Below are 26,564 nucleotides of genomic sequence, written 5' to 3' on the forward strand. Positions count from 1 at the left end.
TTGGCTTATTAGCCTTATTAGCCCAATTAGCCTAATAGCCCAATAAACCTTTAAAAAGAAAAGAATTTATGATACCAAAGCTTCCCCATCATCTCCTTGAAGATGTCCTTGAAGAGATAAGAATCTTCGTCGAGAACATCATTGAGTCAATCGGTGTACATGGTCATACCGTTCCTGTATTGCGTCATGTCTTATTGACTTTAGTAGCAATCTTGTTGGCTTTCATTGCCGAACGAATCTGTAAATACTTATTTGTTCCCCTTGTTCTTCGTCTGGTAAAGCGTACGCAAGCTCGATGGGACGATGTAGTCCTTGACCATCAAGTGCTGCACACTGCCTGCCACATTGTCCCTGCCTTGGTGATATGGCAGTTGATGCCGCTTGTCTTCTATCAGTACCATGTCGTACAGGTGGCTTTGACACGAATAACTGCTGTCTATCTTACCGTAGCAACGACGCGACTCGTGACGAAACTCATCGACCGTCTGCGCTATCTCAACACGAAACCCGGTGACTCAACGAGTCTTTATCTTAAGTCTTTCTGTGGCGTATTGAAGATTCTTGCTATCTTTATTGCTGTGATTGTGGTGGTTGGAATCCTTATTAATCGTAGTCCGATGACGTTGTTGGCTGGCTTAGGAGCTACCTCTGCCGTTCTTATGTTAGTCTTTAAGGACACGATTGATGGTCTTGTTGCTGGTGTCCGTCTGACGAGTAACGAGATGATACATATTGGTGACCGTATTACTCTACCTGGCGGCTTCGTGGATGGAACGGTCATTGATATCACACTCACAACTGTAAAGATTCGTCAAGCAGATAATACGATTACCACCGTACCGCCTCTTACATTGGTTAGTGGAATGTTCCAAAACTGGAAGGGGGTAGATGATGTAGAGGGACAAAGGGTCAAGAAGATGATTTACTTTGATGTTCGCAGTATTCGTATTGCTGACGATGGACTCAAGCAACAGCTAATTGATAAGGGACTTGCTAAGGCGGACGACCTCAAGGGTGAGGTTGTGACGACTGCTCTCTTCCGTCGTTACATAGAGCATTACCTTGCCAAGCGTGAGGATGTCAATGCGAAGATGTCTCTCCTCGTACGTCAATTGGAGGCAACACAGGCGGGTATCCCTATGGAACTTTACTTCTTCCTACGTCAGAAAGACTGGATTCCTTACGAGCATGCCATGGCTGACATCCTCGAACACGTCTATGCATACGCCAACGAGTTCGGCTTGAAGGTCTATGCACAAGCCCCTGTGCAGTAAAAGAGGTTTTTTTGAAAATTGGAGTGATAAGGAAAGTATCTCTTAAGTTTAGAACTTTGACGTAATGTCACACAGAGGTACGGAGTGAATGGAGGATTATTAAAAACAAAGCGGAAGGCACGGAGGCACCGTCAGTACGTGGAGCGACGGAGCTTGTTTGCTAATTCCATTAGCACTTTATACACAAAGCGTTTATCCCAACAGAGTTATCAGGAATCTGTACGCCACGCCTCTGTCGCTCTATGTGCCGTCGGCACCTCCGTGCTATGCCTTTACCTCCGTCCTCTCCGTCGCTCCGTGTGCCTTATTATGTAAGAGTTTTAGTTTATCACTTCATACTTAAGAAGAACCATAAAAGAAGTGGTTGAGGGGCGGCTAAACCCTCAACACAATATGTGCGGAGCATCAACACGACATGTGCGAAGGCTCCGCACATATCGTGCGAAGGCTTAGCTCAATTCTTTAAGTTGCTTTATTAAACCCCAAAGAAGTTCAAATCAAAATGAAAGAATTGGAAAATAATTTGTACATTTGTAGTCGTCTTGTACTGTAGAGCACGGGCGTTACCTAATACCAGAAGCCCGATAAGTCAATATCGTATCATTAAAACAATGGTGAAGATATCGCCTCGTTTGTCCGAACAATAAGGTAATTGAGCTTAAAGAGCAAGGAAACATATCAGTATAATACCAATATCTAATACTAAAATAGTAGCATATACCACTCGTAAAAAAGCAGATGAGGTCTTTCTATATTCATGTTTTAGCAGCAAACAAGAAAGCACAAGCAAGATTATACTTACTAAATAATACAATAGATATTGGATTAAAGAGGGATGAAAAACGTCTGTATCTCCTCTTTCAATAGACTCCTCTACATCAAACCATACTCCCTGCATAATGCCCAAAGCTGCAAGGATAATAACAGGACTTATTATTGACAAGATTTTTAGTAGGATGCTTTTCATTATTTTTATTTTATATTTTTGGAGGTAATTCACCCAATGAACAGTCCGAAACATTGGTTGAGTAGCCCGACATCATAGCTATGTTCATTAAGTATTAGTAGTGCGATTGTAGGCATAGAGTTCTATTTCTTTGTTCTTTGCAAATATAATGTTTTCTTACAGAAATACAAAGGAATGGAGAAATAATTTAGGGTTTCAGATATTTGAAATGATAACGATTCGCCTAAGCTTAGGTCTCTGACGAAATGTCACACGGAGAAAAGGAGAGTACGGAGGATTATTAAAACAACGTAATGGAAGTTACGGAGGCACGGTCGGTACGTGGAGTGACGGAGCTTGTTTGCTAATTCCATTAGCACTTTATACACAAAGCGTTTATTCCAACAGATTTATCAGGAATCTGTACGCTACGCCTCCGTCGCTCTATGTGCCATCGGCACCTCCGTGTTATTGCCTTTACCTCCGTCCTCTCCGTTGCTCTGTGTGCCCTATTATGTAAGAGTTTTAGTTTGTCATGTCATATTTCGGAAGCACCACAATTTGTGTGATAAGTCCTTTCTATCCAAAGGCTACATACTCTTTTGTTATTTCTTTTATGTCAACCAGTCCATATCTCTACTTTCTTTTGGCAAAGACTAAAGTTCAAAATTCAAAGTTTTCAAGTGAAGGAATTGGAAAATAATTTGTACATTTGTAGTCGTCTTGCTTGGTAGAGGGCAAGCGCAACCTATAAATCCGTAAACTGATAACGATGATAACAGGCGAGATAAAAATCAAGATTGACCAGATATGGGACACCTTCCACGTCTCTGGTATCACCAATCCTATTACTGTTTTAGAGCAAATGACCTATATCTTCTTTATGAAGATGCTTGACGACAAGCAGCTACAAGAGGAAGATATGGCACGCGACTTCGATATAGAAATAAAGAACCCTACCTTCCTTGTAGGCCAGAACTGGCTGAACCCTGTCACCGAACAGGAGGTGCCCTACGAGAGTATGCGCTGGTCGGTGTTCCGCCATACGGGTCCTGAAAACATGTTTCAGATGGTTCGTCAGAATGTCTTTGAGTTTATCAAGACAATCGGAACAGGTGAGGAGAGTGCTTACAGCAGGTATATGCAGTCGGCTACCTTCCTTATCTCGGATGCTCGTACACTGACGAAGGTGGTCGATGGGGTTGATGCCCTCGATATGAACAACCGTGATGCGATGGGCGATGTCTATGAGTATATCCTTGGTAAGATGGCTGCTTCGGGAACAAACGGACAGTTCCGCACGCCTCGCCACATCATCCGTATGATTGTAGACATGATGCAGCCGACACCAGCCGACTATATCTGCGACCCTGCGATGGGTAGTGCGGGTTTCTTGGTGGAGGCGGTGAAGTATATCAAGGAGCATCACGAGCGGGCACTCTATACGGCTGAATCGGTGAAGCATATCAAGTCTTCGCTTGTCAATGGCTACGATACCGACCCAACGATGCTGCGTATCGGAGCAATGAACCTCCTCTTGCATGACATCACAGCACCTGAATTGGCACGTCGCGACTCCCTTTCTGAGCAGAACAATGACGAGTCTTGCTACACACTCATTCTTGCCAACCCACCCTTTGCGGGCAGTCTTGACAAGGGAAATGTGAACAAGAAGATTCTTGCCTACGCTGATACGAAGAAGACAGAGCTACTCTTCCTTGCCCAGTTCGTACGTTCGTTGGAGGTGGGTGGACGTTGTGCGAGTATCGTTCCAGATGGTGTTCTCTTCGGAACGTCCAAGGCACACATTGCTATACGTAAGGAACTGGTCGACAATCAGCAGTTGGTGGCGGTCGTCTCTATGCCGAGCGGTGTCTTCAAACCCTACGCTGGTGTTAGCACGGCAGTACTTGTCTTCACGAAGACCAACAGTGGTGGAACAGATAAGGTGTGGTTCTATGATATGCAGGCTGACGGCTTTTCGCTCGACGACAAGCGTTCGCCAATAGCTGAGAATGACATCCCTGATGTTGTCAACCGCTTCCACAACCTTGCTGACGAAGCTAATCGCAGTCGTAGAGAACAGAGTTTTATGGTGTCAGTAGACGAGATTCGTGCGAATGATTACGACCTCTCTATCAATAAGTATAAGGAGGTAGAGCGTGAGAAAGTCACCTACGAGCCTGTCAACGACATCCTTTCTCGTCTAAAAGCGAATGAGACAGCTTATCTAAGTGGCTATAATGCACTCATGGAAATGTTGGAGGAGGGAGTGAATGAATAATCAACTGACTTTTACAAGGGTATATTCTCTTGGCTGCGAGAAGGTAGGCAAGGGGATTGTTGAACCCCAACAGTATTCTCTTATACAGCATGTAGGGAAGGAGGTAAGCGTATGAGAGAGGATTGGGAATATAAGAAATTGGGAGATATTAGTAGTTCTTTATTGATAGAAAAAGCCAAAAAACGTTTTAGTCCAAACGATGTAATACGCTATATAGATATTTCTTCGATTGATAACATTAATCAATGCTTAACAGGAACTACTTCTTTTAAAATGTTAGATGCTCCTTCACGAGCACAGCAAAAGGTTGAATATGGAGACATACTCATCTCAACAGTAAGACCGAACCTAAGGAATATAGCTATAGTTAATGATGATGCAACTAATTTAGTTGCGTCGAGTGGCTTCTGCGTATTGCGTATTAATGATGCAGCTTTACGAAGGTATATTTTCTATTATGTGGTTAGTAACAAGTTTACAGCATATTTGGAAAAGCTAACAAATGGTGCTAATTACCCTGCAGTTAAAGAGACTGATGTAAGGAAAGCCCTTATCCCAATCCCTCCTAAGCCTACCCAGCTATCCATTGTCTCCGAACTTGATAAGCTAAACGAGCTGATACGGATTAAGAAAGAGCAGCTAAAAGACTATGATACACTTGCACAAAGCATCTTCTATGAGATGTTTGGAGACCCTGTGGAGAATGAGAAAGGGTGGGAAGTGAAGACGTTTGGGGAAATAGGAACCTTAGAAAGGGGTGCTGGAATATCCAAAAAAGACTTCGTAGATGATGGTTTACCGTGTATTCATTATGGTCAGCTACATACAATATTTGGTGCATATACAAGAAAAACCATAACCTTTATACCTAAAGACTTACTTCCTAAGTATAAGATAGCATATCCTGGTGATCTTATTTTAGCGATTACCAGTGAGGATGTTGAGGGTTCTTGTAAAAGCACAGCATGGCTTGGAGACTATGATGTGGTTGTCGGCTCGGATGCAGCAATATTCCATCATAACCAGAATGGCATATACCTTTCGTATTACACAAGGACAAAAGCGTTCTATAATGAGAAGGCAAAATATGCTAAAGGGTTTAAGGTAACGCATATATCAACAAAAGAGATTGCAAGTATATCTATATGTATTCCTCCTATCTCGATACAGAATACATTCGCAAATAAGATAGAACAGATAGAGAAACAGAAAGCTATTATTCAGAAGATAATTATGGATTTAGAGACTCTACTTGCTTCTCGAATGCAATATTGGTTTGATTAATTTGTTGACAAGACTTACAAAAAGATTTTTGGAGACTTAATATAATCTACGAGTAAGATAAAAACATTAATACAAAGAAAGACGATATGGCTAAAAACTTTGATTATATACTATTGTTAGCAGACAAGATACCGACCTTTAAGCACCTACATAACTACTGCAGGTTGGCTGAAGAACAACAACCAATCTACCCTGATGCGTCTGCCAATAATGCTCGTAAGGCCCTTGAGTGGCTGATGAAGAACATGTTGAAGATGGCTGGTGTTACCGTTGACGCACGTGCGACGCTCAACGATATGTTACGTCTTCCAGCGACAGACGCCTTTGTCAATCGTGATTATAAGTTTCGAGAAGATATTTACTTAGTAAAGAAAATAGGCAATGCGGCCAGCCATGACGGTGCAGAACCCGTCAATCGGGTGAAGGCTTTCCGCTGTCTTCGTGCACTCTATAATGTCGTGGCGGGTTTTATGGGGCGTTGGGATGCTGTGAAGGAGATACCTCCTTTCGACGCAACACTCATCTCTTCACCGTCTGCCCCAGTCGCCCTCGTCAAGAGTCCAGAACCTAAGGTGGAGATGGAGGTGGTCAATAGCGTACGGAAAGAGTCGCTCGACGACCCACAACCAGTGGTGCTACCTCGTGAAAGTCTTGCCAGTGAGGCCGTGACAAGGAGGTATCTCATTGATTATATGCTCGAGGAAGCAGGCTGGGAAGTCTTAGAAGAGAAGGGAAAAGTGCTGGGTGGAAAGGCTTGCATAGAGGTGGAAGTAGACGGGATGCCCACTGCCTCGGGGAAAGGCTATGCCGACTATGTTCTCTTTAGTCGTGGCGGAAAGCCCTTAGCTGTCATTGAAGCCAAGGCCACTAACCATGCTTTGACAGAAGGACGACACCAAGCAACGCTCTATGCTGACTGCTTAGAGAAGCGATATGGTGTGCGCCCTGTCATCTATTATACCAATGGCTTTACGACAAAAGTCATTGACGGAATGGGCTATCCAGACCGTGACGTGATCTCCTTCCACTCTATGGACGACCTTGAAAGGCTGATACAGAAGAGGGGGAGGGCTGAGATAAAAGACGTAACGATAAAGGAAGAAATTACTGACCGCCCTTATCAGCAGACCGCTATCAAGCGTATTGTAGAGTGGTTTAATGCTAAGCACCGTCGAGGACTGCTCGTCTTAGCAACAGGAACAGGTAAGACACGTGTAAGTATCTCGCTCTGCGACATCCTTATGCGCAATGACTGGGTGAAGACAGTGCTCTTCCTTGCCGACCGCACAGCCTTGGTCGGTCAGGCTCATCGTGCTTACGAAGCCTTGTTGCCAAGTGTGTCTATGTCGGTGTTGAGCGAGGAGAAAGCCCCTGATATGCAGGCACGCATCCTCTTTTCAACCTATCAAACGATGATAAACTACCTCGACAGAGAGGATAAAACCTTTAGTGTTGGCCGCTTCGACCTCATCATCATCGACGAAGCTCATCGAAGTGTCTTTGGTAGATATGGTGCCATCTTCAACTATTTCGACTCTCTCCTCATTGGTTTAACGGCTACCCCACGTGATGAGATAGACCGCAATACCTACGACCTCCTACAGTTGGATAACGGTATGCCTAACTACAGTTACGACCTTGATGAGGCTGTTAGAGATGGCTATCTCTGTCCTTATAAGACACTGCAGTATCACTCTAAGATAATGGAACGTGGTGCCAAATGGGACGAAATGTCGAAGGAGGACCGTGAAGAAGCCGAAAGACTAATGGACTATGAGAAGTCTTTAGCAGGCTTAGGACCCGACGATGAGTATCATCGTGACATCCTTCCGCAAGAGATATTCAAGTATCTTTTCAACATAGATACCGTTGACAAGGTATTGATGGAGTTGATGGAAAAGGGTTTGAAGGTGAAGAGTGGGGAGGAGATAGGTAAGACTATCATCTTCGCTATGAACCATTCTCATGCAGAACTCATCGTTGAACGCTTCCGTACGCTCTATCCTGAGAAAGATCCCAACTACTGTCAGCTGATTGATAACTATGTCAACAAGGCACATGGACTTATACTTGACTTCGAACAGATGGATAAGTACCCACAGATAGCCGTCAGTGTCGATATGCTTGACACGGGGGTCGATGTGCCATCGGTGCTCAATCTCGTCTTCTTTAAGTGTGTTCGTTCGAAGATAAAGTTTATGCAGATGATAGGACGTGGCACACGTCTCTGTCCGAAGGTGTTTGGTGATGCTGACAAGAAGGAGTTCTATATCTTCGATTGGTGCGGCAATTTCGAGTATTTCTCAGTAAATAGTGATGGCGCAAACCCCGTCGCTGTGAAGTCGCTGACCGAACGGCTCTTTGCGTTGAGGCTTGATATCGCAGCTGCCTTACAGTCGGCTGAACACCAAGAGAGGGAGGTCGACCGCTGTCTACACGATGAGTTGAAGGCTATCCTACACACACAAGTGAACCAACTCAGTAGGGCTCGCATTGATGTCAGAGCACATCTGCAAACGATTGAGCCTTATCGTGAGCAGGAGGCATGGGTTTGTCTGAGCGATTTAGACGTTGCCGAACTGAAGGGGATAGCCCATTTGTTGCCACGTCCGAAGGAGAATGAGGCCGCAAAGAAGTTCGATGTGCTGATGCTCTGTCTGCAGTTAGAGCTGGTAGACAGTACGGTGAAGGCCGATAACAGTCGTGCGAGTGTGATAAAGATAGCCCAACTCTTAGAGAAGAAAGCCACTATCCCTGCTGTGAGAGAGCGGATGGAAACCATTAAGGAGGTGCAGACAGCAGGCTTCTGGGAGCGTCGCACGCTGGATAGTCTCGAACGAGTGAGGAAGGAACTACGTGAGTTAGTGCATGTGTTAGCCGAGAGTAGGGACGAAAGAAGATTTGTTATCAACATCGAAGACGCTATTAGCTCGGATGCCGTGGCTGCTCCTGTCACGCTGAAAGCCACCTATCACGACCGAGTGATAGACTATTTGGCAAAGCATACAGACAATGAAGTGTTAAGGAAGATACAGAACTTTGAGCAGCTGACGACGGATGATGTCAACGAGTTGCAACGTATCTTCTGGGAAGAATTAGGTACACGTACGGAGTTTGATGAGGCTACGAACGGAAAGAAATATAACCATAATGTGGCTGCGTTTATCCGTGTCATTCAAGGTGTAGACCGCCAGAAAGCGTTAGCCCTCTATACCCGCTTTATCAAAGACGGCAACCTGACAGGTGAGCAAGAACAGTATCTGAAAGAGATACTGAACTATCTCAGCGAGAATGGTGACCTGCAAATGAGTGACTTCATGGAGTACCCACTGAACCGAAACAGGTGGCGGGATGTCTTTGGCGAACATTTTGTGGGACTAAAAGACTTTGTGAATGAGTTGCATAACGTCATCAGTTAGGAGGCACTACCTTATCGGCATGGGTCGACAAGATGCTTCTCTGTCAGTCAGCAGAGCTGGGTCGTCAGTCCGTTTCTGTCCTCGTACGATAGTGTTCCGTCCTGCCATTGCGAATTATTTTCATGAAGAAAAATATTTATTTACGTGAAAAAAAATATTTATTTACGTGAGAAGAAATATTTCTTTTCATGAAAAAAAATCGAGAGCAGATGTTTCTCAGCTGTTTGCATAGTAAGAATTATGGTCAGAATCACCGCATATCGCCTACCACTCAACCCCCATCACCCTCATTATCTACCCCTCATCACCCACCATTCAACATCTATCACCCCTCATTACCAAAACCTCATCACCCACCATTCAATACCCATCACCCAATATTCAACACCCCTCACCCTTCATTACCAAGCCCTCATCACCCAACATTAAACACCCACCACCCACCACCCCACCACCCTTGTCCAATCAAGAATATAAACTTATTAAATCAAGAATAATATAAGATGAAATCATTTATTGTATCTACCATTATTATTTTAGGAGCGTACGGCTTTATTTATGGGCTTAATAAACTATTCTATCGTTACTCTTTTTTTCATTCGGCACCCAGTATTAAGACCTTTTCTAAAGGTGGTCTCGTTTGGTACATCCTATCTATAATAGCATCCTTCGGCATATCCATGGGTTTTGCCTTTTCTAATATTGGATTTGATTTACTCTATGAAAAGAATTTGTTTATCTATGTACCTCTTGCTATGATAGTTCTGGTGAGCGTGGCGATAGTCGCTATTTTTCGTATAGAGAAAAGTGCTTGGCTCCGTCGTAATCCCCAACATTGCCGATTGTTCTTCCCCTCATGGAATAAAGGTGCTAAGAACATGATGGTGTCAATAGGTAAGATTGATGATATCAATTATGGCCGTGGCGTAAGTTTCTCATGGTTTGATGGAAGTTTCCTGACCGCGGGAAGACATCGAGTGGTGTTTGAATTCTATGAGGAGCGTATTCTTTCAAAGCGCAATATGCGTAATGTTCTTTATAAAGAAGAGATAGTTTTTAATTTCCGAGCAGGTAAGGTATATGTGATAGAACCACTCCCAGAGGAAAGAACTTTCCGTATCGTTGAAGATAAAACGCGGTTTGTGTAGAGATAGGATGATAGGGACTGCGGCTAACATGTTGGGGATTGAAGTGGCATGATATAGTTCTTTTTGCAAGAAAAAAGTTGTATTCTACAAAATAAAACACTATCTTTGCGAAGAATCTTTTGTATTAACTAACCCTATAAATAGATATACGTATGAAATATTGGAAAGCTATTAACAGTCTGACTATATGCTGTCTGTCAGTGCTAATGTTGTCATGTACAACGGAGAATGCAGTTGTTGGGAATGTTGGGATAAGTGATGTGAAATCGTCAGGTTGCAAAGCATCAGCCTCTCTGATGGAGTCTCGGCCTGATTACTATAATCGTTTTATGGGGCAGCGGTCTGTGTTGCACCTCTTGCTCGGTAAAGAGAATACTGTCACGGCACGTTTTGCCGACGTCATGGATAACTGTGCAATCGACCTGTTCCATGTAGGAGCAAGCAGCAGTGAGGGTAAGCTTATTCTCATCCTGTATCCCGATAAGGACATGATGACAAACTGCATCTGTCGCTATGATGTTGATTTCAAGATAAATAATATCCCTTCTGGCAACTACCAGTTGGAGGTTTATCACACTACCGCCGATAAACAGATAAACAAAGACAACCAGATTTATAGCGGAACTGTAAACTTAGAGAAAGGAAAGGAACTTATACTGACAATGAGTCGGTAAGGAATAAGTGTGGAGAGTAGAGTTGTGGTGGCTTGGTTATACAAGTGCCTCTACCTTACTTTCTACAGCTTTATCGTGGAATGGTTGGCTGTGGTGTCAGCGTGAAGTTGCTTTTAAGGTGCTGAATCAATTATTCTTTGAGGAGAAGGAAATCCTTGAAAAATAATTTTCCTGTCATTTCTGTCATGTGAGTTCGGCTCTTAACTTATTGGATGATAGTATGGTTACGTGAAATGTTAAATGTGACAGCAACTAAAAATAAAACTTTTTTCGTAGTATTAGGGGTTATTTCTTGCTTATAAAAGTTGGTTTTGTTGCTACCAGTTTTGAGCGAACTGACATCGCATTTGAGGTGGAAAAAATAAGCCACAATGCTACTCACATTATGGCTTGACTTTTAGTCTTAGGATAGGGACAGTTACTGTATTTGCATGATACCGTCTTTGTTGACACTCATCACACCTTTTACTTTCTTGAAATCAGCGATAGCCTTATCAATGTCGTGCTTCTCGTCAACTTTGACCGCTACAGCACTGAACTCCTTGTATTTGTAGAGTAGGGTGCAGCCCTGTTTCTTGATGGCTTTTAAGAGTGGTTTGCTACCTGTCTTCTTGTCGAAGAAGATAATCAGCGTGTGGCTGACCGGAGTCTTATCCCGTTCTCGGTTAGCCTTCTCTAAGCCCTCACCTCCATCGTCACCATTCATTATCTGCTCCTTGATAGGGCATTGTGCAGACGCTGTTGTTGACTGGATGAACAATAAGCCCATCAGCAACATACTTGCTTGAAAATATCTCTTCATCTTGTTTCTCCTTTTAATGTGTGTGACAAAGGTAGGTATAAATAAGCAGATAACCACCAAGATTTATAATTATTTCAGTTTTCTTTCTCCTCGTTCTGCATATCAGCTTTGTTGTTGTCAGTAGTTTTAGTGGGAAGATGAAGGTGCGTTGACCAATGTTATCAACGCCAAATCCGTAACGAAAAAAGCAACCAAGCATTGCGCTCGGTTGCTTTTATATGAGATTAATCCTAATAAAGGATTATGCTTCTTCCGTCTCTTCTTCCACAGCCTTGAACTGTTCGAGGTCTTCTGGATTGAAGGCTTTGATGTAAGCAGCGTGACCGATAACTTCTTCCTCAGCCATGCGAACAAAGACATGGGCAGACTTCTTGAAGAGCTCTGGTGCCTTAGCAGCATCTTCAATGAGGAGGAGAGAACCGATGATGTCGGCTGTCATGTTGTAAAGACGGCGTGCGAGGAAGTCGTGAACATCCTGGTTTTCGCTTGCGTTAACCTTCTCAACAGCCTCTTCATAGAGCTGAACAAGTTTGGCAACACGGTCGCGCAGCCCCTTCATGCAGTCGCAAGCAAGTTCAGCTTCGAGCATTTCCTTCATGATAGAAAGGTAAGTGCCATTAGTGATGTAGCGCACGGCAGCAACAACCTGCAGCTGTGTTGTACCCTCATAGATAGAGAAGATACGTGCATCACGGTACAGACGCTGACACTTATACTCCATGATGAAACCAGAACCACCGTGGATAGAGATAGAGTCGTAGGCTGTCTGGTTAGCATACTCAGAGTTGATACCCTTTGACAATGGTGTGAAAGCATCGGCAAGACGGTTGTACTTCTTCATCTCCTGACGCTCCTCAGGGGTGAGTTTCTGGTCACGTGCGATATCTTCCAATGCCTTGTAGATATCAACATAGCGTGCTGTCTGATACAAGAGAGAACGACCAGCATCGAGTTTCGCCTTCATACGAGAAAGCATATCGTAGACAGCTGGGAAGTTGACAATCTTCTTACCGAACTGTGCACGGTCCTTAGCGTAAGCCAATCCCTCGTTGTAAGCCTCCTGCTCAAGACCGACAGACTGTGCTGCGATACCAAGGCGAGCGCCATTCATCAATGCCATTACGTACTTGATAAGACCCATGCGGACATTACCACAGAGTTCTGCCTTTGCATTCTTGTAAACAAGTTCGCAGGTAGGAGAACCATGAATACCGAGTTTATGCTCGATATGACGTACGTCAACACCGCCATTACGCTTGTCATAGATGAACATAGAAAGACCACGACCATCACGTGTACCCTCTTCTGAACGTGCAAGAACGAGGTGGATGTCAGAGTCGCCATTGGTAATGAAACGCTTCACACCATTCAGGCGCCAGCAGTTCTCCTTCTCATCGAAGGTAGCCTTGAGCATTACACGCTGAAGGTCGGACCCAGCATCAGGCTCGGTGAGGTCCATTGACATCATCTCTCCCTCACAGATACGTGGAATATACTTCTGGCGTTGTTCCTCATTACCAAACTCATAGAGTGTGTCGATACAAGACTGCAACGACCAGATGTTCTGAAAACCAGCATCAGCAGCAGCAATCAACTCAGACATCATTGAGAAGACAACGTTTGGAAGGTTCAGTCCACCATAACGGCGAGGCATAGAGACACCCCACAATCCAGCCTGACGTGTAGCTTCAATGTTCTCCAAAGTCTTGCTGGCATAGTGCATACGGTTGTCGATAAGGTGTGGACCTTCAAGGTCTACAGCCTCAGAGTTAGGTGCAATGATATTTGCTGTTATGTCACCAGTGATATCCAAGATGCGCTTGTAGTTCTCGATAGCATCCTCATAGTTTACAGGTGCGTCAGCGTGTGTAGAAGCATCAGCGTAGTTACGCTCTTTCAGTTCTACGATGCGTTTCATCAATGGGTGCTCCAAGTGAAACGCTATTTCTGGGTGGTCAGTATAATAATTTGCCATGATAAAAAATGTAAGAGTGGCCCCTCCCCCTTGCCCCTCCCCCAAAGGGAGGGGAGTAGAATGTACTGATTCTTACGGTTAGGGGACTCTTTTTATTCGTTGTTTATAAATTCGGTTATTTGTTCTATCACATTATCAATGTCCGTGTATATCTCTTCGTTAGTGAATCTAAGAACATTAAAGCCCATTTCATTGAGGTATTCTGTTCTTGTTTTATCGTCTACCTCTTGTAGCGGTTGCTTATGGTAAGCTCCGTCTACTTCTATGACTAAGTTCTGTGAAAGGCATACAAAGTCTACAATGAAGTCACCTATAGGATGCTGTCTTCTGAAATGATATTCGCCCCTTGTACCTTTTAATTCTTTCCATAGAATATCTTCTGCCAAAGTCATCTCGTTTCGATTCTCCTTTGCAAAGTCTTTCAGAATATGGTATCTATCAGGTGAAGCTGTCTTGTAGGTGCATTTCTTTCTATTTTCTTTAGTCATAGGTCGGTAGTTAGTCAATGATTATACACGCTATGCCTCTTGTGATAATGAGTATTTAGCGACAGTAGTCCTCTTATTCCCTTTTCGCATTTTACTCCCCTCCCTTCGGGGGAGGGGCAAGGGGGAGGGGCCACTTCTTTGTTACTTACTATTCTGCTTATAATACTTTATCAACTTCGGAACAACCTCCTCAACGGTGCCATTGATGACATAGTCAGCGATGGCATTGATAGGAGCGTCTGGGTCGTTGTTGATAGAGATGATGATACCACTGTCCTGCATACCAGCAATGTGCTGAATCTGGCCAGATATTCCGCATGCAATATAGACTTTTGGATGGACGGTGACACCGGTCTGACCAATCTGACGGTCGTGGTCTACCCATCCTGCATCAACTGCTGCGCGACTGGCACCAACCTCTCCATGAAGTTCTTTAGCTAACTTAAAGAGTAGGTCGAAACCCTCTTTAGAGCCAACACCGTAGCCACCAGCGATAACGATTGGCGCACCCTTTAAATTGTTCTGTGCAGGCTCGACATGACGGTCGATAACCTTTACGACATAGTCAACCTCTGGTACATACTTCGCCACATCCGGATAGACAACCTCACCCTTTGCCTTACCCTCATAGACAGCCTTCTGCATAACGCCAGAGCGTACGGTAGCCATCTGTGGACGGTGGTCAGGATTGACGATAGTAGCGACGATGTTACCACCGAAAGCAGGACGAATCTGATAGAGAAGGTTCTCATAACGCTTGCCAGCTTTCTTATCTTCGTAGTCACCTATCTCAAGTTGAGTACAATCAGCAGTAAGACCACTGGTCAAGGATGACGATACACGTGGACCGAGGTCACGACCGATAACAGTGGCACCCATCAAACAAATCTGTGGCTTCTCTTCGGTGAAGAGGTTTACAAGAATGTCTGTGTGTGGTGCTGATGTGTAAGGGAAGAGTCCCTCACCATCAAAGACAAAGAGTTTGTCTACGCCGTATGGCAGGATTTGGTCTTCTACCTTTCCCTTAATACCACTACCGGCAGCGATGGCATGGAGTTCCACACCTAACTCATTTGCGAGCTTGCGACCCTTGGTCAACAGCTCCTGTGAAACCTCCTGTACGGTGGTTTCCTCTATTTCGCAATATACAAATACGTTGTTCATAAATCAAATGTTCGACCAAGTACTAATCCAACTAACAGGCCTAAGTGGCTCCAACTGGCCCCTCCCCCTTACCCCTCCCCAGAGGGAGGGGAGTGAAATGTGTCACTTACTGTAGGGTAATTGGCTTATTAGAAGGGTGTTCATAAAACTTCTTTCCCTTATGATGTCTGTAGCTAAGAAAAAGCATCAGGACATTCTACGCCCCTCCCTCTGGGGGAGGGGATGGGCCAGTCGCTTGTTTTGTTGGTTAGTTGTTCTGTCGTTTTTTAACCAATAATCTTCTCTCCTAACAGTTCTTTGATGAGTCCTTCTACGTCCTCGTCTGAGCCTGTGAGTGTTTTGCTCTCCTTAGCTTGAAACACAATATTCTGCACAGTCTTGACCTTTGTAGGTGAACCACTTAAACCACACTGTGCCTCATCACCGTTGACATCGGCAACTGACCACTGGTTCAGTGTGAGATAAGGACGCTCCTCGTAGAGTTGTGCCCAAGGTTCATCGCCCTTGCGCTCCATCGGACAGGTAGCATACTTGTATTTCATGACAAGCTTAGCATTGCAAGGACGGGCAGGAGCAGCAGTGCCGTTCACGGTAATGAGAACTGGCAATGGTGCTACGACAGTCTCTACACCACCATCAATATGGCGACGGATAGTTGCTTTACCATCCTCAATCTTCAGGATTTCTTCTGCGTAAGTAACTTGGTTGAGTCCTAACTTCTGTGCAACCTGTGGTCCTACCTGTGCGGTGTCACCATCGATAGCCTGACGTCCACCGATGATAATGTCTACATCACCGATTTTCTGTACAGCTGTCGCTAAAGCGTATGAAGTAGCGAGAGTGTCAGCACCAGCAAACTTACGGTCGGTAAGCAGCCAACCAGTGTCAGCACCACGATAGAGACCCTGTCGGATAATCTCTCCAGCACGTGGAGGTCCCATGGTTAATATGCCTACAGTAGAGCCAGGATTTTGTTCTTTTAGTCTTAGCGCTTGCTCCAGAGCGTTTAGGTCTTCTGGGTTGAAGATGGCAGGCAGGGCGGCACGGTTTACTGTTCCCTCTGCTGTCATGGCATCTTTACCCACGTTTCTTGTGTCAGGTACCTGCTTCGCAAGTACTACAATTTTCAAACTCATAAATATAATAATGTGTTATTTAATATTCAATAGCTTTGGTTGGGGGCAAAAGTACAGCTTTTTTGCAACATAAACAAAAAAGTTGCACAAAAACAGCTTTCCTGTGTTTATGATTGTTAGGAACTATCCTATGAGCTGTTTTGTTGGAGTTAGAGGAGGTGTTGTAGTTTAAGAGAGTTGTACCCTCATTTGTTTTACGGAAGTAGAATCCTAATAACTGATTTAAACTTGAATGTATATCGTAAAAATAGTGTAGGGGTTGATGGATGGCAACTTCTTTTTTACTATTTATAAAACCCTTAATTCCAATGGAAAAGTTCTATCAGAAAGCTCTTTTATAGCTTGTTCTATCTTGTTATATTTGCTCATCTCGGCATTATTTTCACGTAAATAAATATTTTTTGTCGTGAAAATAAATATTTCTTTTCATGAAAATAATTCCTTGAAGTTGTATGTATCATGGTGAAGAAGGGCGTGTATAGTTATGATACAATATGTTTATAAGTACATAATTTATCTAATATAAGAAGATAATATTGTGTGTACTTTTATTTTTTCATATCTTTGCGTGGTGAGTTCTAACCCTTTTGAAGTTTTGATACTTGTAGTTCCTTGAAGATAAAAGAATTTTGCAAATAAATAAAGTTAATATAGCAAATGAATAAACGTACTATCGTTAGCATTGTTTTTTTATGTCTTTCTGTGACTTCATTTGCGCAGAAGACGTTCGTTATTTGGGATAAAGCAAATAATATCCCAGTGAGCAGAGCAAGTGTATATACCACCTACATGGGGAAAGTGAGGAGTACGTTTAGCGACCAACAGGGGAGAGTCGTTGTGGATTTTGCTTTTGATAATCTGATGATCTCGCATATAAACTATCAGAAAGAAAGCGTGAAAGTATTGTCTGATACACTGTTTATGGAGCAAAGTATGCAGTTGCTTTCGGAAGTTGTCGTGAGTTCTGCGGGCGAGCCAGCATGGATTAAACCCATGTTGATGAAATTTGTAAAGACGAAAGCAAAGAAGTATAGAAGTAATGGAGTTCTAAGATATGAGTATCAGACACAGAATGTAGGCGATACAGTGTTATATCGCTTTGTAAGTAATGGACTGGTAAGAAAGAAGGAACTCTTTGAAATCTCTCCCTTGGAGAATATTATCACCTTTAAGGATAAGTCAGCTGGTTGTGACTATAGTAACCTTAAAAATACGCTTTACCATGACTTTGTTTCTGATATGGATGAGAAGTTTGTGAAGGAACATAGGTTCTATGTGGATAATGAGTCTGAAAGCTTTGGTGTCAATGTGGTAAGACTCCTATTCAAGTCGAAAAAAGATTGGAAAGATTCGGGCTATTTATGTATAGATACCCTACAAAATGTCATCCTCAGAGCAAAACGTTCTACGGGGTTGGCTTATAATGTACAGCACCGTACTAATGCACTTGTGCGCTCAACAATTAATGCCATGTACGGGCATAAGTATAAGGACTGGCAGATTGACATTGAAGCAGTGTATCAGCAGGCAGATAATTACTTCTATCTAAGTAGTTGCCGTTATTCCAATTATATGCAGGAAGAGTTTGACGGAAAGAAGAAAAAAGGTGTTGAAGTTTATAATGTTACCTCAATTTATGAGGCACAACCTTGTCAGAAAAATAAGATGAGTGAAGGAACAGAATTTCTTTTATTGCCTCAACCTTTTGCAATGAAGATTATTGTGAGCAAGAAGGAAAGAAAACAAGAGGAATTGCTGCAGGATGTGAAGAAAGAATATAACGTTTATTGAATCCAGTGTGAGAATTTTATCAAATCTTGGTATAGATGTCGACTGTTTATGTCAAGGCTTTCTTGTAGGAGGTATCTATCTTTTTCTTGTTCTAACTTTGCTATCTCATTGGTTTGTGTTATCTTTGTAGCATAATGATAGATAGACCGACAGTAGATAGGATTATGAATGCGTCGAACATCGTTGAGGTAATCAGCGATTTCGTATCTTTACGCAAGACGGGAACAAGCTATAAAGGTTTGTGTCCTTTTCATGATGACCGTACACCATCTTTCTCTGTTAGTCCAGTGAAAGGTGTTTACAAATGCTTCTCATGTGGTGCAGCGGGAAATGTGGTGAAGTTTATCATGGAACATGAGCAGTTGACTTATCCAGAAGCCCTTAAATGGCTTGCGAATAAGTATCATATTGAGGTGCATGAACGTGAACTGACGAGTGAAGAAAAGCAGCAGGAGAACGAACGAGAATCAATGTTCTTGGTCAATGAGTGGGCTGCGAAATACTTTAATGACATCTTACACAACGATGTTGATGGGATGGCTATTGGTATGCAGTACTTCCGTAGCCGTGGTTTCAGAGATGATATCATCCATAAGTTTCAGTTAGGTTTCTGCCTTTCGGGCCGTCATGCCTTTGCTGATGCGGCCTTAAAGGCAGGCTTTCAGAAAGAGTTTCTCGTAAAGACAGGTCTCTGTTTTGAACGAGAGAATGGCGAACTCGTCGACCGCTTCAATGGTCGAGTGATGTTCCCATGGCTGAGCGTGAGTGGTAAGGTGACTGCCTTCGGTGGTCGTCTGCTGGATTCTCGTACGAAGGGAGTAAGTCAGAAGTATGTCAACTCACCTGATAGCGTTGTCTATCATAAGGAGCGAGAACTCTATGGCATCTATCAAGCAAAGAAAGCCATAGCCAAGCACGACCTTGTCTATATGGTGGAAGGATATACCGACGTAGTTTCTATGCACCAGTGTGGTATTGAGAACGTTGTTGCCAATAGTGGTACGGCACTCTCAGTACATCAGATACGCCTTCTTCATCGCTTCACTTCTAATATTGTTCTACTCTATGATGGAGATGCGGCAGGCCAGCATGCAGCCTTACGAGGAACAGATATGCTATTGGCTGAGGCTATGAACGTGAAGGTATTGCTGCTTCCTGATGGTAAGGACCCAGACGAGTTTGCACGTAGTTACAGTGCGGAGGATTTCAGAAAATATATTGAAGATAATCAGACAGACTTTATCGTCTTTAAGATTAACGTACTCTTGAAAGGAGTTACCGACCCTATCAAGCGTTCAGAAGCTGTCGGGTCTATCGTTCAGAGTATCTCTGTAATCAAAGATCCAATACTTCGTGACACCTATATACGTGAGTGTGCTAATCGTACGGGCGTGTCAGAGCGTACACTGATGGAGCAGATGAACCGTAATATCTATTCTAATCGGGAACAGCAGACACGTGAACAGCAGCAACATCGGGCCGCAGACATAGAGGAACAACGTGAGGAGGCGCAGGCTATGACGTCTAATCAGTCAGCATCAAAGGTTGAACAAATGCTCATTCAGGCTGTTGTTAGGGATGGCGAGAAGATTATCTTCCGTGATGTGAAAGATGAGAATAGCGGACAGACATATAACCTGACCGTAGCACAATATATTGCTTATGACCTTGGAAGCGATAATCTTGGTTTCTCAAATGAACTTTATACTAAGATACTGCAGGAGGCTGTAGAGCATTGTGGTGAAGAAGGGTTCAAGGCTGAAGAGTATTTCACACAGCATGCAGATATCAATATCGCATCTGTAGCAGTGAGATTGAGCGTAGACCGTTTCCAACTCGCAGAGAGTCTGCAAGTGAAAGAAACGGAACAAACATTGCGTGATCGTGTCTTACACCTCGTTGCTGACTTACGTCTTGAGTATGTGTCATCTCGTTTGAAAGAGTTGAATGCGCGACTAAAACAGGTGAAAGACCCGAAAGAGATGCAAGAGATAATAGAAGAGATAATGAAGATTCAGAGTCTTCGCAGTAGCCTGGCAAAGAAAACAGGTAGTAATATTCTGGCATGATGAATATGTTTAGAAATTTGTTCAAACCGTCACTTCAGCTGTCAGACCTTGATGTCAGCGAGAATAAGAGAATTATAAAAGAAGCCCTTAGATCGCTTAACTGTACGGGAGACTGGCAGAAAGATGGTAACGATATAATCGTCCGCTTTGACTTCCAGAGCGGTCACTTTGGTATATTCATCTCTGCTCAGCATCCACAGATAGAGTTGTCTTTCCTCTATTTTGGCGAGGCGAAGATGGAAGAAATCAATCTTGTACGTCATGTGTGCAACCAGTTTAATATCAATTCTGATGGTCCTCGCTTTGCTTACTCAGTCAATGAGGAAACGAATGTCATAGACCTACACATCATGACGACACTTCTTTTAGACCAATATCGGGCTAAGGATATATTGTCATTGGCTATGCAAAACTGTTTCGCATGGCAGAATGCGTTTATAAGAAACTTCAATGAGGTGAGGAGTGACGCAAGGAATATAGGAACGGCGGACGTGGAGCGGACGCTGAAAGACGCTGGACGTGAGCTCTTTCTATTGAGAGAAATGGAGCTGACGACACAAGAGACAGTTCCTGGATGGCGACATGATGAGGCGACAGCTGCTACGTTAAGCCAGTGGATGGTACGGGCCTTTGGTATGGCGGATGCTGTTTTTTCTGAGTTGACGATTGTGACAGATAAGGTGATGTGCCTTGATGACAGTACTGCTATTGCGAATTATAACTTATCAGATGCTTTGATAGCTGATAACAGCTTTGTTCGTCAGAAGGCAATGCTCGACCTTGTGTTCTTCCTTCCATCTCATCCAACAAAGCGGCGGCGCATGATGTTTAGTCTTCAGCAAGCTGATAGCTGTGAGAACATACTCTACTATCAGGTTGTCGCAACGCTTCTCCCATTGAATATTTCTGCTGATATATCATTCCATTCACAGGAGACACAGGTGCAGTCGCGTTCTATTTTGTTGGCTTACGACCTCCGTTCAGCTAAACAGTTCCATGATGAATTTGTCTATATGTGGAAGGAAGCGAAGAGTAAAATGGCTAATGGCGAACAGAAACAACTAACGGATGAGCAGTTGCTGATAGCTAACATTGTTAATATTAATACTGCTGAGTATATCTATCGGGGTAAGGTACTCTATCGACAGAAGCGTTACTATGAAGCAGTGGCCTATTTAGAGAATGTTTATAAGCGTCTTCAGCTTGATTTTCATAAGCTAAAGAAGAGAGAACGGGAGACTTTCTTTGATGTTGCTTTCTGGGTGGGTTTCTGCTATAATGCATTACATCAGTATGAGCGGGCCCATTACTACCTTGCATATAGTGCTCAATCAAATAGCATTGAACAAATAGAGACATACGTGAATTGCCTGGTTAATATGGGAGACTTCCGTACGTTTATGCAGATAGGTGAGCAGATTAATAGATACGTGGAGATAGCAAACGATTATGAAGAGGGTGAGAACCCTATGCCTCAGTCGTTCTTAAACTTCCTACAACGCCGAAAAGCTTATATGTTAATTAAGACTATGCAGTTGGATGAGGCTGAAGATTTTTTGCGTAACATGCTTGATTCACCTGAAAACAAGGAGTTTGCTTTAAGCCAGTTGGCTCATATACAGCAGTTGAGGGAGAAAGAAAAAGAGAAAGAAGAGGGAAGAGAAGGGGAGAATACTCCCAAGATAGAATGATAAGAAAAGGAGGAGAAAGATGATTTACGTACATTGGGTATTCTTAGTCATCTACGTTGTTATCGTCATAATGGTGATGGTGCGCGTATTGATGGATAACCGACAGCCAGCCAAGACAATGGCATGGATGTTGGTGCTGACGTTTATCCCAATGTTAGGTATCATTCTTTACTTCTTCTTCGGTCAGACCACACGTAAGGAGCGTAAGATTTGGCAGTATAGTATGGACCAACTGACCAAGCATTCCATGTTGGAGTTTGTAGAACAAAAGCGTCTTCATCTGCCTAATGAGTACCGAGAACTCATCAATCTCTTCATGAATCAGAACTGGGTCTTACCATTTAAGAACAACGAGACAGAGATTTATACTTCTGGATACGAGTTTTTTCCTTCTTTGTTAATGGAGATTGGTAAGGCTGAACACCATATTCATTTAGATACTTTTATTATTGCCAGTGACCCCTTGGGACAGATTGTTGCTGATGCTTTGATTGATAAAGCACGACAAGGAGTAGAGGTGCGTGTTATCTATGATGATGTAGGTTCTTGGAAAACAAAGAATCGTTTCTTTGACCGTATGCGTGCTGAAGGAATAAAAGTATATGCCTTCATGCCTGTACGCTTCCCAGTCTTTACCAGTAAGGTGAACTATCGTAATCATAGAAAGATATGTGTGATTGATGGTGAAGTTGGTTTTATCGGTGGTATGAATATCGCCAATCGTTATGTGAAGGGAATAAAGAAATTAGCTTGGCGTGATACGCATGTTAAGATAACTGGTGCTGCGGTATATGGTTTGCAACGTGCCTTTCTGGTAGATTGGTTCTTTGTGAGTCGTGAGTTGATTACAGATCATGTTTATTATCCTGTCAGCAAGGTTGCTGAGAATAATAGTCTTATTCAGATTGTCACCAGTAGCCCAACAAGTTTATGGCCAGAGATAGAGCAAGGCTACGTAAGGGTACTTACCAGTGCAAAGCAATATGTCTATATGGAAACACCTTACTTCCTTCCTACCGACCCAATCCTTTTTGCTATGCGTACTGCAGCCTTGTCGGGAGTAGATGTAAGACTGATGATTCCTTACGAGACAGACACAAAGATTGTGGAATGGGCTTCACGCACATACGTCTTAGATACAGTGAAAGCGGGAGTAAAAGTTTATTTATATAAGGCTGGTTTTAATCATTCAAAACTTCTTGTTGCCGATGATAGCATAGCAACGATTGGTTCTACTAATGTTGACTTCCGTAGCTTTGAGAATGACTTTGAAGCAAATGCTTTCTTCTATGATAAGAAAATAGCATTAGAAGTAAAGGATATCTTCTTAAAAGACCAAGATGAGTGTGTTTCCTTAGAAGATGTGCGAAACCTTACACATCGTTCTTTCCTACAACGCCTGTGGGAATCAATGGTAAGGCTCTTGAGTCCACTGTTGTAAGGGTAAGAAACCTCTTGCAAATAAATACTGTTGCTGATTAGTTATCAATTAATAAAGGTGATGTATAGAGTAAGGTGAGATAAAGGTTTTTATATTTTTTTGCTAATTTCTTGTTTGTTTCATATATTCTCACTACCTTTGCGCCCAGTTAAATTAAAATTAACTCGTAATAACGATGAGAGTCATAAAGAATATTAATTCAGCAAATGTTTGCACTTTATTAGGAAATAAAGGCGCAGACATGCTTTGTGCTGTGTTAGATTCTTTAACAAAGAAAGACGAAAAAAATATCGCAAATTATTTGGTAGTTCCAAATAATTTTGTACTCTCTCTCTCTCTCTCTCTCTCTCATATAGGCCAGGCCTAACCTCCCCACTTTTTTCTTCTCGCATACGCGCGCGAGGCGTGCCGTGCAATCCCTGTAAACAAAGGACTTTTCGGAGTTTCCTTTGTTCGCTTTTTTGTGTCCCTACGTAAACGAAATAAAAAGAAATTAAGCACGAAATAATAACTATTTTAATTGATAAAACAATGGAGAAAAAGAAACAAAAGAAGAACTATTCTGCACCAGAGTGTGAAATAGTCCACGTAAACGAAACCACTAATCTGATGGACGCGTCCATGCCTGGCCAGCACAAAAAGGCAAACCATGCTTCTGGTCCAGCCAGTGCTAAGGCAAGTCAATGGGATGAGGAAGAGTTCGAAGATGAAAACTCAACTTCATGGGAAGACTAACAGAGTGTAATTAACTAAAAGAACAAAGTAAAACGAATAAATGATGAAGAAAACAATGAAACAATATTCATTCGCATCGCAACTAAAGTCTTTGGCAGTCGTGTTCGGCGTCGCCTTGACTTTCGCATCTTGTGCTAAGGAAGATGTGGTACAGAACCCAACCAACAAAGAGGGCGATAACGATAAGAACCTTACAACTTTCGTTGCAGGCGATGAGGCAAAGACTCGCACCTCATTGGATTATAACAGCAGCGACTTCTCTTGGGAGGCAGGCGATTATATCTACGTTAAGGATGACGACGGCGTAATGAGAAAGAGCACGAACGCTCCAACTCAGAAGGTAGCTTCTTTTAAGTATAAAGTACCAGGCAAGTTTACAGAACACACAAGTTATAAGGTTTATTACTTGGGGAAGAATAGTAATGGCAGCCAAGTAACTATCTCTGCTAACCAGACGCAGACCGCCCCAGACAACACCGAGCATTTCGGCACAGTAGGCGACTACGGTACAGCTACGGCAACAGGAGCAGTAGGCGGTAGCATCTTTAGCTTTCAGTTAGAGCATCAGCCAGCTTACCTTGTCTTCCAGCCTTACACAAGTAACACAATTCTCCGTAACTGTTACTTAACCAAAGTAGAGGTAACTTCTGACAACGATATAGCCGAAACATACAGTGTCAATACAACTACAGGTGCTTTGGATGCTTCTGCAGGTACAGGCAGCAAACAAATTGTTTTGACTACAAGCGGCAGTAGTACTAATCCAAACGGCTTCCCACTGACTAACAGCGCAGCAAATGTAACAACAAACGGTGCATACATGGTGATTAAGCCTGGAACTCATATCTTAAAAGTACGTTACTGGGTAAAAGACGAAGCTACCAACGTAGAGGGTACTATTACGAAGACGCTTCCTGCTACTGCTTATGCTTCTAACACTTACTACGATATGACAGCTAACCTTAACGTACGCGATTACGACGGCGACCATTACTACATGTGGGATGCACAGGAGCAATATTGGAAGGATTACGAATGGACAAGGCACTTGTCAGGCAATACAGGTCAGCCAACACTAAACAACAACAGTTCCCCAAATTACCCTCAGAGTAACAGTGATGTGTCTCGTTGGTACAACGAGAGTTACCCAGGTTATGGCGTAAGTAACCCAGCAACGCACAGTTCATGTAAAGACCTTCCAAACGCTAACGAGATGTCTTGGTATTGCGTGTATGGCGATCCACGTTGGGACGGTGACGAATTATGGACTACTATGGGTCATTTATATAAAGGTGGCATGTGGTTTAAGAAGAAGGCTGTGTTGCAGGCAGAGAATCATTACGACACAGAGAAATCCGCCGATAATACAACCGACTTACGTACAACATACAAGGATTATAACAACACTAACAGTAGCATCACCTCTGGTCTTCCATCAGCAGCCGATGCAAATAAATATTTCTACCTGCCCGCCTTGGGTTACTACTACTCTGGTCAGCTGAACCTCGTTGGCGACGGCGGCTACTATTGGTCGTCAAGTGCTTACCCGTGGGGCAGTAGCGGCGCGTACAACCTGAATTTCTTCAGTGGTTACGTCTACGTGGGCAGCAACTACCGCAGCTACGGGTTCAGGGCGGAGGCGCTTCAGTAGTTCTCGCGATTGGTCCTTTATAGGTGTCGCCCTCTAAAAGGCGACACCTTAACTACCGCCGTAAGGCGGTCGACGCAAATTTTAGAAAATCAAGAATATACATAATAATATAGTCGACAACATAATGAAATTGTCTTCAATCTTGGCATTAGAAGCATCAGAAGAGGTAAAGATTTATCTTCATCGTGAAGGTCTTTTTTGGAAGGCTTACGAGCGGAGTGCTTAAGAAACCCCACCCCAGCCCTCCCCAAAGGAGATGGAGTGTCTAACGGGATAAAGGAGGGTGAGAGATAAGGAAAAATCTAACCTGTTGCAAGAAAATTTCTAACGTGTTATAAATTTACGGGGAACGTGTTAGCGAGAAATTTCTAACGGGTTAGAAATTTTCTTCCGACCCGTTAGAAATTTTACTCTGATCTAATATATGTTTTTAAGTCTCCGCATCGTGCGGGTTTTCCAAGCTTTACGGAGGTTTTTGTTTCTTTTGAATAGTGAATAAAGAAGCTTTTACTTAAGCTAATTATGCTCGGTATAAGAAACGAAACTAATGAAAGACGTGTTGCTGCGAATGCAGCAGAAGTAAGTAATAACT

17 protein-coding genes are annotated in these 26,564 nt (G+C 43.1%); 12 read left to right on the forward strand and 5 right to left on the reverse strand.

Annotated features, from left to right (window positions below):
* Positions 1-68 precede the first annotated feature (68 nt).
* The 6 genes from CHB62_RS08455 to CHB62_RS08485 all read left to right on the forward strand — a co-directional run bounded on the left by CHB62_RS08455 (position 69) and on the right by CHB62_RS08485 (position 11,029).
* On the forward strand, positions 69-1,274 hold the full coding sequence (locus tag CHB62_RS08455) for a mechanosensitive ion channel family protein (RefSeq protein ID WP_089366492.1): 1,206 nt from the start codon (positions 69-71) through the stop codon (positions 1,272-1,274).
* Between the two features lie 1,718 nt (positions 1,275-2,992).
* The gene (locus CHB62_RS08465; protein WP_089366493.1) at positions 2,993-4,504 is read left to right on the forward strand and encodes a class I SAM-dependent DNA methyltransferase; all 1,512 of its coding nucleotides are present in this window, start codon (positions 2,993-2,995) and stop codon (positions 4,502-4,504) included.
* 111 nt (positions 4,505-4,615) lie between these two features.
* On the forward strand, positions 4,616-5,788 hold the full coding sequence (locus CHB62_RS08470) for a restriction endonuclease subunit S (RefSeq protein WP_089366494.1): 1,173 nt from the start codon (positions 4,616-4,618) through the stop codon (positions 5,786-5,788).
* Between the two features lie 86 nt (positions 5,789-5,874).
* Positions 5,875-9,207: a type I restriction endonuclease subunit R gene (locus CHB62_RS08475; RefSeq protein WP_089366495.1), complete on the forward strand. Its 3,333-nt coding sequence runs from the start codon at positions 5,875-5,877 to the stop codon at positions 9,205-9,207.
* A 503-nt stretch (positions 9,208-9,710) separates the two neighbouring features.
* The gene (locus CHB62_RS08480; RefSeq protein ID WP_089366496.1) at positions 9,711-10,355 is read left to right on the forward strand and encodes a hypothetical protein; all 645 of its coding nucleotides are present in this window, start codon (positions 9,711-9,713) and stop codon (positions 10,353-10,355) included.
* A gap of 152 nt (positions 10,356-10,507) precedes the next feature.
* A complete protein-coding gene (locus CHB62_RS08485) occupies positions 10,508-11,029 on the forward strand; it encodes a DUF8447 domain-containing protein (protein WP_089366497.1) in 522 nt (173 codons plus the stop codon).
* Between the two features lie 418 nt (positions 11,030-11,447).
* Here CHB62_RS08485 and CHB62_RS08490 read toward each other — a convergent pair whose 3' ends face one another.
* From CHB62_RS08490 to CHB62_RS08510, 5 genes are all read right to left on the reverse strand, one after another.
* Positions 11,448-11,831, reverse strand: a complete 384-nt coding sequence (locus CHB62_RS08490; protein WP_089366498.1) for a hypothetical protein — start codon at positions 11,829-11,831, stop codon at positions 11,448-11,450.
* 241 nt (positions 11,832-12,072) lie between these two features.
* On the reverse strand, positions 12,073-13,806 hold the full coding sequence (locus CHB62_RS08495) for an acyl-CoA dehydrogenase family protein (protein WP_089366499.1): 1,734 nt from the start codon (positions 13,804-13,806) through the stop codon (positions 12,073-12,075).
* Positions 13,807-13,898: 92 nt separating this feature from the next.
* Positions 13,899-14,294 carry an endonuclease domain-containing protein gene (locus CHB62_RS08500; protein WP_089366500.1) on the reverse strand — a complete coding sequence of 132 codons (396 nt, stop codon included), beginning with the start codon at positions 14,292-14,294 and terminating at the stop codon, positions 13,899-13,901.
* 141 nt (positions 14,295-14,435) lie between these two features.
* On the reverse strand, positions 14,436-15,458 hold the full coding sequence (locus CHB62_RS08505; RefSeq protein WP_009011404.1) for an electron transfer flavoprotein subunit alpha/FixB family protein: 1,023 nt from the start codon (positions 15,456-15,458) through the stop codon (positions 14,436-14,438).
* A gap of 266 nt (positions 15,459-15,724) precedes the next feature.
* A complete protein-coding gene (locus CHB62_RS08510) occupies positions 15,725-16,594 on the reverse strand; it encodes an electron transfer flavoprotein subunit beta/FixA family protein (protein ID WP_009011405.1) in 870 nt (289 codons plus the stop codon).
* A gap of 657 nt (positions 16,595-17,251) precedes the next feature.
* Here CHB62_RS08510 and CHB62_RS08515 point away from each other — a divergent pair.
* The 6 genes from CHB62_RS08515 to CHB62_RS08545 all read left to right on the forward strand — a co-directional run bounded on the left by CHB62_RS08515 (position 17,252) and on the right by CHB62_RS08545 (position 25,972).
* Complete coding sequence (locus CHB62_RS08515) at positions 17,252-18,385, forward strand: hypothetical protein (protein ID WP_089366501.1); 1,134 nt, start codon at positions 17,252-17,254, stop codon at positions 18,383-18,385.
* A 134-nt stretch (positions 18,386-18,519) separates the two neighbouring features.
* Positions 18,520-20,454: a DNA primase gene (gene dnaG / locus CHB62_RS08520; RefSeq protein ID WP_176414856.1), complete on the forward strand. Its 1,935-nt coding sequence runs from the start codon at positions 18,520-18,522 to the stop codon at positions 20,452-20,454.
* A 5-nt stretch (positions 20,455-20,459) separates the two neighbouring features.
* Entirely contained in the window at positions 20,460-22,145 is a 1,686-nt protein-coding gene (locus CHB62_RS08525; RefSeq protein WP_240616178.1) for a hypothetical protein, read from the forward strand.
* Positions 22,146-22,164: 19 nt separating this feature from the next.
* Positions 22,165-23,586: a cardiolipin synthase gene (cls, locus tag CHB62_RS08530; protein WP_089366504.1), complete on the forward strand. Its 1,422-nt coding sequence runs from the start codon at positions 22,165-22,167 to the stop codon at positions 23,584-23,586.
* Positions 23,587-24,117: 531 nt separating this feature from the next.
* The gene (locus CHB62_RS08540; protein ID WP_089366506.1) at positions 24,118-24,321 is read left to right on the forward strand and encodes a hypothetical protein; all 204 of its coding nucleotides are present in this window, start codon (positions 24,118-24,120) and stop codon (positions 24,319-24,321) included.
* A 43-nt stretch (positions 24,322-24,364) separates the two neighbouring features.
* Entirely contained in the window at positions 24,365-25,972 is a 1,608-nt protein-coding gene (locus tag CHB62_RS08545) for an Lcl C-terminal domain-containing protein (protein ID WP_089366526.1), read from the forward strand.
* The last annotated feature ends 592 nt before the right edge of the window (positions 25,973-26,564 follow it).

Origin of the sequence: Prevotella jejuni, from assembly GCF_900187995.1 — a bacterium.
Lineage (GTDB): Bacteria > Bacteroidota > Bacteroidia > Bacteroidales > Bacteroidaceae > Prevotella > Prevotella jejuni.